7 protein-coding genes and 1 pseudogene are annotated in these 8267 nt (G+C 74.5%); 7 read left to right on the forward strand and 1 reads right to left on the reverse strand.

What is annotated here, in order from left to right:
* Positions 1-42 precede the first annotated feature (42 nt).
* Entirely contained in the window at positions 43-678 is a 636-nt protein-coding gene (locus ACIRRS_RS25210; protein ID WP_402974864.1) for a TetR/AcrR family transcriptional regulator, read from the reverse strand.
* A 123-nt stretch (positions 679-801) separates the two neighbouring features.
* On the opposite strand from ACIRRS_RS25210, the gene ACIRRS_RS25215 reads away from it, so the two are divergent.
* From ACIRRS_RS25215 to ACIRRS_RS25245, 7 genes and pseudogenes are all read left to right on the forward strand, one after another.
* Positions 802-1587 carry an SDR family NAD(P)-dependent oxidoreductase gene (locus tag ACIRRS_RS25215; protein WP_402974867.1) on the forward strand — a complete coding sequence of 262 codons (786 nt, stop codon included), beginning with the start codon at positions 802-804 and terminating at the stop codon, positions 1585-1587.
* A 39-nt stretch (positions 1588-1626) separates the two neighbouring features.
* Complete coding sequence (locus ACIRRS_RS25220) at positions 1627-2832, forward strand: epoxide hydrolase family protein (RefSeq protein WP_402974870.1); 1206 nt, start codon at positions 1627-1629, stop codon at positions 2830-2832.
* 174 nt (positions 2833-3006) lie between these two features.
* Positions 3007-3609 carry an AAA family ATPase gene (locus ACIRRS_RS25225; protein ID WP_402974873.1) on the forward strand — a complete coding sequence of 201 codons (603 nt, stop codon included), beginning with the start codon at positions 3007-3009 and terminating at the stop codon, positions 3607-3609.
* 73 nt (positions 3610-3682) lie between these two features.
* Complete coding sequence (locus ACIRRS_RS25230; RefSeq protein ID WP_402974876.1) at positions 3683-4312, forward strand: TetR/AcrR family transcriptional regulator; 630 nt, start codon at positions 3683-3685, stop codon at positions 4310-4312.
* A pseudogene (locus ACIRRS_RS25235) lies at positions 4309-4887 on the forward strand (DUF2867 domain-containing protein); the annotation flags it as partial. The gene ACIRRS_RS25230 and the pseudogene ACIRRS_RS25235, both read left to right, overlap by 4 nt.
* A gap of 606 nt (positions 4888-5493) precedes the next feature.
* Entirely contained in the window at positions 5494-7668 is a 2175-nt protein-coding gene (gene helR, locus ACIRRS_RS25240) for an RNA polymerase recycling motor ATPase HelR (RefSeq protein WP_402974880.1), read from the forward strand.
* A gap of 82 nt (positions 7669-7750) precedes the next feature.
* A complete protein-coding gene (locus ACIRRS_RS25245; protein ID WP_402974882.1) occupies positions 7751-8173 on the forward strand; it encodes a hypothetical protein in 423 nt (140 codons plus the stop codon).
* Positions 8174-8267 lie beyond the last annotated feature (94 nt).

Below are 8267 nucleotides of genomic sequence, written 5' to 3' on the forward strand. Positions count from 1 at the left end.
GCCCCTCCACCCCTCTGGACGACCCTGGGGGAGAACGGTAGCTCAGCAGGCCGCCACGGCGGGTCCGTCCATCGGCTCCTCGCCCGGGGCGGGCCGCAGGCCCCGCAGCAGGTGGGTGAGGAGGTCGTCGAAGACCTGGTCCAGGGCGGCCCCGGAGAGCTGGCCGCTCGCGGCCTGGGTGGCCAGGCCGTGGACGGCGGCGGACAGCACGGCGCCGATCCGGTCGGTGTTGCCGCTCCGGATCAGTCCCTCGTCCTGGCCCTGGGCGATGAGGGCGTGGAGGTCGCCCTTGAACGGCTGCCAGGCCTGGTGCAGCTCGTCGGCGACGGGGGGTTCGTGCTTGCGGGTGAAGGCCAGTTCCAGCAGTGCGGCGTGGTCGACGGCGAAGTCGACGTACGTGCGGGCGAAGGCGAAGACGCGCTCGTGGAAGTCGTCCCCGCTCCGGGCGAGGCCGGCGCGGGAGGCGGTGGTCAGTCGCTGGACGCCGGTGAGGGCGAGGGCGTCGAGGAGGGCGCGCCTGTCCTTGAAGTGGCGGCTGGGCGCGGCGTGGCTGACGTCGAGCGCGCGGGCGAGCTCGCGCAGGGACAGCGCGTCGACGCCCTGGTCGCGCAGGGTCTGCTCGGCGCGTTCCAGCAGTGCGGCGCGGAGGTCTCCGTGGTGGTAGGGGCCCGTTCGCATGGCATCAGCATACGAGCATGTAGTCATTGACTACTTTGTTGGCATTGACTACATTGCCTGTTCCGGAGGGGGTGGCGTCAAGGCCCACTCGCCCAGGTTCCGCCACGAGGAGACCCGCGACCCATGGACTTCACGCGCAAGACCACCCTGATCACCGGCGCCTCCACCGGCATCGGCGCCGCCTACGCCCGCGAACTCGCCGCCCGAGGATCGGACCTCGTCGTCGTCGCCCGCAGCGAGGACAGGCTCCGCGCCCTCCAGGAGGAGGTGGAGGCGGCCCACGGCGTCACCGTGCACGTCGTCCCGCTCGACCTCGCCCGCCCCGGAGCGGCGGCGGAACTCCAGCGCCGCGTCGAGGAGTCGGGCACGGCGGTCGACGTCCTGATCAACAACGCCGGCTTCGCGACCTTCGGCGCCGTCGCCGCGAGCGACCCGACGCGGATCGCCGAACAGGTGCACCTGAACTGCTCCACCCTGACCGACCTGACCACCCGCTTCCTGCCCGCCATGGTCGAACGCGGCCACGGCGCGGTGATCAACGTGGCCAGCACGGCCGCGTTCCAGCCGGTCCCCCGGATGGCCGTCTACGGCGCGACCAAGGCGTACGTCCTCTCCTTCACCGAGGCGCTGGCGAGCGAGCTGCGCGGCAGCGGCGTCCGGGCCCTGGCGATCTGCCCGGGGGCCACCGACACCCCCTTCTTCGAGGTCGTCGGCGAGCAGGCGGCGGTGGGCGTCCGCCGCCGGCCCGAGCAGGTCGTCGCCACCACCCTCGCCGCCCTCCGCAAGGGGCGGCCGAGCGTCGTCGACGGGCTCCTGAACCGGCTCGTGACGCTGTCCCCCCGGCTGGTGTCGCGCCGCACCACCCTCGCCATCGCGGAACGCGTCACCCGACCGCGCCCGGCGGCCTGACCGACCCGGCGGCGAGAGGGCCCCCTATGCTGCGCCGCTATGACGACCGCACCCGACGCCGCCCTCCGCCCGTTCCGCATCGCGATCCCGGACGCGGACCTCGCCGACCTGCACGAGCGCCTGGACCGTACCCGCTGGCCGGACGAACTCCCGGGCGTCGGCTGGGACTACGGCATCCCGGGCGCGCACCTGCGGGAGCTGGCGCGGTACTGGCGGCATGCGTACGACTGGCGGGCGGCCGAGGCGCGGCTCAACGCGTGGCCGCAGTTCACGACGACGGTCGACGGCGCCAACCTCCACTTCGCGCACCTGCGTTCGCCCGAGCCGGACGCCACACCGCTGCTGATCACCCACGGATGGCCGGGCTCCTTCGCCGAGTTCGAGCGGATCGCCGGCCCGCTCACCGACCCGGCGGCGTACGGCGGGGACCGGGCGGACGCCTTCCACCTGGTGCTGCCGAGCATCCCCGGCTTCGGCTTCTCGGGCCCGACGACGGACCGGGGCTGGGAGTTCAAGCGCGTCGCGGCCGCCCTCGCGGAGCTGATGCGGCGCCTCGGGTACGAGCGCTACGGGGTGCAGGGCGGCGACTGGGGCTCGGCGATCTCGCGCGAGATCGGGCGCGTCCGGCCCGGGAACGTCATCGGCGTGCACCTGAACCTGATCCCCGGCGCGGGGGCCACCTCCGAGCCCACCGAGGAGGAGTTGGCCCCGCTCACCCCCGCCGAACGCGAGCGCACCCTCGCCTCCTGGGAGCGGGCGAAGGCGTGGAGCCGCGACCGACAGGGGTACGCGGACATCCAGGCGACCCGCCCGCAGACGCTCTCCTACGCGCTCACGGACTCGCCGGTCGGCCAACTCGCCTGGATCGCCGAGAAGTTCGTCGAGTGGACGGACACCCGCGAGCACCCCGAGGGCCCGATCGACCGCGACCACCTGCTCACCAACGTGATGCTCTACTGGCTGACGGGCACGGCCGGCTCCTCCGCCCGCATCTACTACGAGCGCGCCCACGCCGACTACTGGGGCCTGCCCCCGGAGCCGTCCACGACGCCGACGGCCCTGGCGGCGTTCCCGGAGGAGAACTTCCTCATGCTCCGGCACATCGCGGAGCGCACCAACACCATCGTCCGCTGGACGGAGTTCGACCGCGGCGGCCACTTCGCGGCGATGGAGCAGCCGGACCTGCTGGTGGGCGACATCCGCGCCTTCTTCCGCCAGTTGAGGTCCGGCCCGGCGGGCTCCTGACAGGGCGAGCGCCGCCCTCCGGTCCTGGGTCGGACCCGGTTCCACGTGGTACTCCCAGCAGTGGTCCTCGGTGACGACGCCGGGTTGGCTGCCGGGATTGCGGTCGAACATCTCCATGGGGAACAGGGTGTCCCGGACGTTCGTCCACCGTCTACCCACGTCTACCGTGGGCGGATGAGCCTCGACCCTCGTGCCCCCTGGGACGTCCTGCTGATCGGCGGCGCCTCCGGCGTCGGCAAGAGCCGGGCGGCCGCCTCGCTGGCGGGTGAACTCGGGGCGTTCGTCGTCGAGTTCGACGACGTGGTGGCCGCGCTGCAGGCGGCGACCAGCTCCGCCACCCATCCGGGCCTGCACCTGTTCGACGGGGTCGGCGAGCTGCCCGACGGCCTGCCCGCCGAGCGGGAGTTGGAGTGGCAGATCGCCACCGCCCGCGCCCTGGACGAGGCGGTGCTCGGGGTCGTCCGCAACCGGCTGACCGTGCCCGTGCGCGCGATCGTCGAGGGGGACTACCTCACCCCGGCCGCCGCCGTCCGGGCCGTGGGGGAGGCGCCGGGGCGGGTGCGGGCGGTGTTCCTGCACGAGGGCGATCCGGGGCGCATCGGCGCCAACTACGCGGACCGCGAGCCGCAGGAGGGTCCGCAGCACGCCCGCGCGGCGGTCAGTGCCCGCTACTCGGACCACCTCGCCGCCGAGGCCCGCGCCCTGCGGCTGCCCGTGGTCGACTGCCGTCCGTACGGGACGCTGGCGGAACGCCTGGTCAGAGCCGTCGCGGGCTGAACTCCGAACCCCGGCGGGAAACGTGAGCCGACCCCGCCTCCACTGCCCGCATAAGGCCGCTTAACGTACGTACATGCATGTACGCAAAGAGCCGAGCCGCCCCCGGCAGGCCGAACGCAGTGCACAGTCCCGCAACGCCCTCCTGGAGTCCGCCGCCCGGGGCCTCTCCCGGTACGGCTACGGCAACCTCGTCCTGGCCCAGGTGGCCGCCGACGCCGGGTACACCCGCGGCGCGCTCTACCACCAGTTCAAGGGCAAGGAGGAGCTCACCCTCGCCGCCCTGGAGTGGGTCCTCGCCGCCTGGGAGCGGGAGGTGGGCGTCCTCGTCGAGCGCGAGCCGGAGCCGGTCGGGGCGCTGCTGGCGATGGCGCGCGGCCACGCCGTGTTCTGCCGCCGCGACCTCGCCCGGATGGCGATCGCGCTGCGGCTGGAGTTCGGCGGGCGGGGCGACCATCCGGTGGGCCGCGCGGTGGAGGCGGCCTACGCCCTGCTCGTCGCGGACTGCGAGCGCCGCATCGAGGCCGGCCGCGCCTCGGGGGCGATCCCGCCGGGCCCGCCGGCGCAGGTGCTCGCGGTGGCCTTCGTCGGCGCGCTGGAGGGCGCGGTCGTCTCCCTGGCCGGGCGGGAGCCGTACGACGAGGTGCTCGCGGAGCGCGCGGCGGCGGGCGTGCTGGGGATCGACCCGACCGGGGAGCGGCGATGAGGATTCCGAAGGCCGTGCACGGCCGACGCCCGTGGCGCATCCACGCGTTGACGCCCGACTTCCGCGTCGAGGACGTCTGGGCGCTGCCCACCCCCGGAGGGCCGGACGACCTCCCCCTCCTCGTCGCCTGGTTCACCGAGGACGGCGGGGACAACCCGTTCTCCGGAGTCTCCGGCCTCCTCTACGCCGTCCGCCAACGCCTCGGCAGGCTCCTCGGCTGGGACGGCGAGGGCGCGGGCGTCGGCCGGCGGGTGGCCTCGCTGCGCGAGCGCCTGCCCGAGGACCTGCGCGAGGGCCCGCGCGGCCCGGACCTGCCCTCGATGCCCTTCACCTCCCTCTACCTCACGGACACCGAGTGGGCCGCCGAGATGGCCAACGGCACCGTGCACACGGTGATGCACATCGGCTGGGTGCCGGACGGAAAGGGCGGCCACCGGGGCGAGATGACCGTCCTGGTGAAGCCGAACGGACTGCTCGGCCGGGCGTACATGGCGGGGGTCGCGCCGTTCCGGTACCTCGTCGTCGACCCGGCGCTGATGCGCATGATCGGGCGGGACTGGCGGGCGCGGAAGGCCCCGGCGGTCAGCGGCCCGTGCGAGCCGACCGGGGAACTCCGTACGGCCCTCGGCCCCGCAGCGACGCCGCCCGACTACGCGGACCTCTTCACCCTCGCCGTGGACGGCACGGCCGCCACCCCGGAGCGCTGGGCCCGTGCCATGCTGGAGGGCGTCGCCGGGGCCCAAGGCCAGTTCGTCTGGCGGGTGTTGCTCGGCCTGCGCCTGCACCGGGGCCGCTCCCCGCGGCACATCGCGGGCTGGCGGATCGCCGAGCGCCGCGACACCATGGTCCGCCTCGAAGCCCGCTCCTGGATGCTGACCGCCGCCCTCGTCGTCCGGGCGGACGCGGACGGGGTCTCGCTGGCCACCGCCCTGCGCTACGACCGCCCGGTGGCGGCCCGCGTCTGGAGGGCCCTCTCGGCCGTCCACCGCCGCGCGGCCCCCGACCTGCTGCGGGACACCGGCGAACTCGTCCGGTCACAAGGGAGAGACGGAGAGGGAGGCGGAGGGAAGGCGGGGCCGAAACACATCTCCCGCCACTTCTAACCTATAGCGCACGGGGGGCCTTGCGGCAAGGCCCCCCCGGGGGCGGACAATCGCTGGCCTGAGATCGGAGCTGATGCCATGACCCCCCTCTCCACCAGCGTGTTCGCCCTGCCCGCACACCTGTCCGCCAAGGCAGACCCGGCGTTGACGGCCGCCGACGAACGGCACTTCGCGGCGGTGGCGGCGAGCCTGGAGCAGGCGATCGCCGAACTGTCCGATCAACTGGACGCCCTGCGCCGCGCCCCCGGCGGGCTCGGCCGCGCGGCGATGGACCGGGACGTCGAGGTGCACCGCCTCTCCGCCCGGCTGCGCGCCCTGCGCCGCTTCGGCCTGGACCTGTGCCTGGGCCGCATCGTCGAGCAGACGCCCGGGGCAGAGCCCGTGCACGTCGGCCGCCTCGGCCTCACCGACAGCGACGGCCGCCGGCTGCTCATCGACTGGCGCTCCCCGGCCGCCGAGCCGTTCTTCGCCGCCACCCACGCCCACCCGCAGGGCCTCGCCAGCCGCCGCCGCTACCGCTGGACGGCCGGCCGGATCACCGACTACTGGGACGAGGTCTTCACCCCCGACGGCCTGGAGGGCCACGCCGCCCTGGACGACCAGTCCGCCTTCATCGCCAGCCTCGGCAGCAGCCGCTCGCCGCGCATGCGGGACGTACTGGCCACCATCCAGTCCGACCAGGACGCGATCATCCGCGCCGACTCGCGCGGCGCCCTCGTCGTCGACGGCGGCCCCGGCACCGGCAAGACCGTCGTCGCCCTGCACCGCTCCGCCTACCTGCTGTACGCCGACCCGCGCCTGGGCCACCGCCGTGGCCGCGTCCTGTTCGTCGGCCCGCACCAGCCGTACCTGGCGTACGTCGCCGACGTGCTGCCCAGCCTCGGCGAGGAGGGCGTGCGCACGTGCACCCTGCGCGACCTCCTCCCCGAGGGTGCGGCGGCCCTGCCCGAGGCCGACCCGGAGACGGCCCGCCTCAAGGCCTCCACGGGCATGGCGACGGAGGCGATCGAGGCCGCCGTCCGCCTCTACGAGGAGCCGCCGACCGAGGGGCTGACCGTCGAGACCTACTGGGCGGACCTGCCCCTGACGGCCGAGGACTGGGCCGACGCCTTCGCCGCCCCCGAGCCGGGCACCCCGCACAACGAGGCGCGCGAGCAGATCTGGGACGAACTGGAGTCCATCCTCCGGGAGAAGCTGGAGGGCCGGGTCGACGAGGACGACGTCTCCCCGCAGATGTTCCACCGCTCCCTGCGCCAGAACCGGGAACTGACCACGACGCTGAACCGCGCCTGGCCGCTGCTGGAGCCCACGGACATCGTCGGCGACCTCTGGTCCGTCCCCGCCTACCTGCGCCGCTGCGCGCCCTGGCTCACCCCCGAGGACGTCCGCCGCCTCCAGCGCAAGGACGCCCCGCAGGCCTGGACGCTCTCCGACCTGCCGCTCGTCGACGCCGCCCGCCACCGCCTCGGCGACCCGGAGTCCTCGGCCCGCAAGCGCCGGCGGGAGGCGGCGGCGGAGGCCGAGCGGGAGCGGATGGCGGACGTCATCGGGCACATCCTCGAAGCGGACGAGGACGGGGACGGCGCGGTCGAGATGCTGCGGGGGCAGGACCTGAAGGACACCCTCGTCGACGAGACGGCCCTGCCGGGCGAGGAGGCCGACCCGCTGGACGGCCCCTTCGCGCACATCGTGGTGGACGAGGCGCAGGAACTCACCGACGCGGAGTGGCAGATGCTGCTGCTGCGCTGCCCGTCCCGCAGCTTCACCATCGTCGGGGACCGCGCGCAGGCACGGCACGGCTTCGCCGAGTCCTGGGAGGAGCGGCTCGCGCGGGCCGGGTTCGACCGGGTGCGGGAGGCCTCGCTGACGGTCAACTACCGGACGCCGGAAGAGGTCATGGCGGAGGCGGAGCGGGTGATCCGCGCCGCGCTGCCGGACGCCAACGTCCCGACCTCGATCCGCAGCAGCGGAATTCCCGTCCTGCACGGGGAGGTCGGCGACCTCGACGCCGTCCTGGACGGCTGGCTCACCGAGCACCCGGAGGGCACGGCCTGCGTCATCGGCGCGGCCCCGGAGTTCCAGGAGCGGCCGCGCGTACGGGCGTTGACGCCGGTGCTCGCCAAGGGCCTGGAGTTCGACCTCGTGGTCGTCGTCGAGCCGGAGGCCTTCGGCGGCGGCATCGAGGGCGCCGTCGACCGCTACGTGGCGATGACGCGCGCGACGCAGCGCCTGGTGGTGCTGGACCGCCCCTGAACCCGCCGGCCACGGGGGCCGTGGACGGGATCGGGGCGCCTCCCGCGCCCCGGAACCGCTCAACGGCCCCTCGGAGGTCCCCGTGTCCATCGCCCCCCGCTCCGTCCGGGCCGTCGGCCTGCTGCTCGCGGCCGGCCTGGTCTCCGCCGTCGGCGTCGCCGCCGCCAGTGCCAGCGCCTCCCCGGCCGCCCCCGCCTCCGGTTCCTCCGTCAAGGTCCCGGCGCCGATGGCCACGCCCTGGAACAACGTCACCCTCTGCTCGAAGGGCACGTACGCCTCGTACCTCGTGTTCGAGAAGCACCCCACCATGAGCATCGCGGTCGTCCAGCCCAACGGCTGCAGGTCCTTCTCCGTGACCGGCCAGCGCAACGACAGGGTCGGCATCTACGGGATCGGCCCCGACGGCAAGCCCTTCAAGATCGCCACCGACACCTTCGACGACACCGTCCCCTACTACGTCGAGACCACGGGCACCCCGGACCAGAACGACTGGAAGTCCATGTGACGAGGCCGGCCCCGGGCCGCCCCCCCCCCGGGGGGGGGGGCCCCGGGGCGGGGGGGGGGGCGGCCCCCCCCCGGGGGGGCCCGGGGGGCGGGGG

The organism is Kitasatospora sp. NPDC101183 (assembly GCF_044767945.1).
Lineage (GTDB): Bacteria > Actinomycetota > Actinomycetes > Streptomycetales > Streptomycetaceae > Kitasatospora.

Coding starts and splice junctions, on each gene's coding strand:
- ACIRRS_RS25210 (WP_402974864.1), bottom strand. CDS start 678: ATGCGAACGGGCCCCTACCACCACGGAGACCTCCGCGCCGCACTGCTG.
- ACIRRS_RS25215 (WP_402974867.1), top strand. CDS start 802: ATGGACTTCACGCGCAAGACCACCCTGATCACCGGCGCCTCCACCGGC.
- ACIRRS_RS25220 (WP_402974870.1), top strand. CDS start 1,627: ATGACGACCGCACCCGACGCCGCCCTCCGCCCGTTCCGCATCGCGATC.
- ACIRRS_RS25225 (WP_402974873.1), top strand. CDS start 3,007: ATGAGCCTCGACCCTCGTGCCCCCTGGGACGTCCTGCTGATCGGCGGC.
- ACIRRS_RS25230 (WP_402974876.1), top strand. CDS start 3,683: ATGCATGTACGCAAAGAGCCGAGCCGCCCCCGGCAGGCCGAACGCAGT.
- helR (WP_402974880.1), top strand. CDS start 5,494: ATGACCCCCCTCTCCACCAGCGTGTTCGCCCTGCCCGCACACCTGTCC.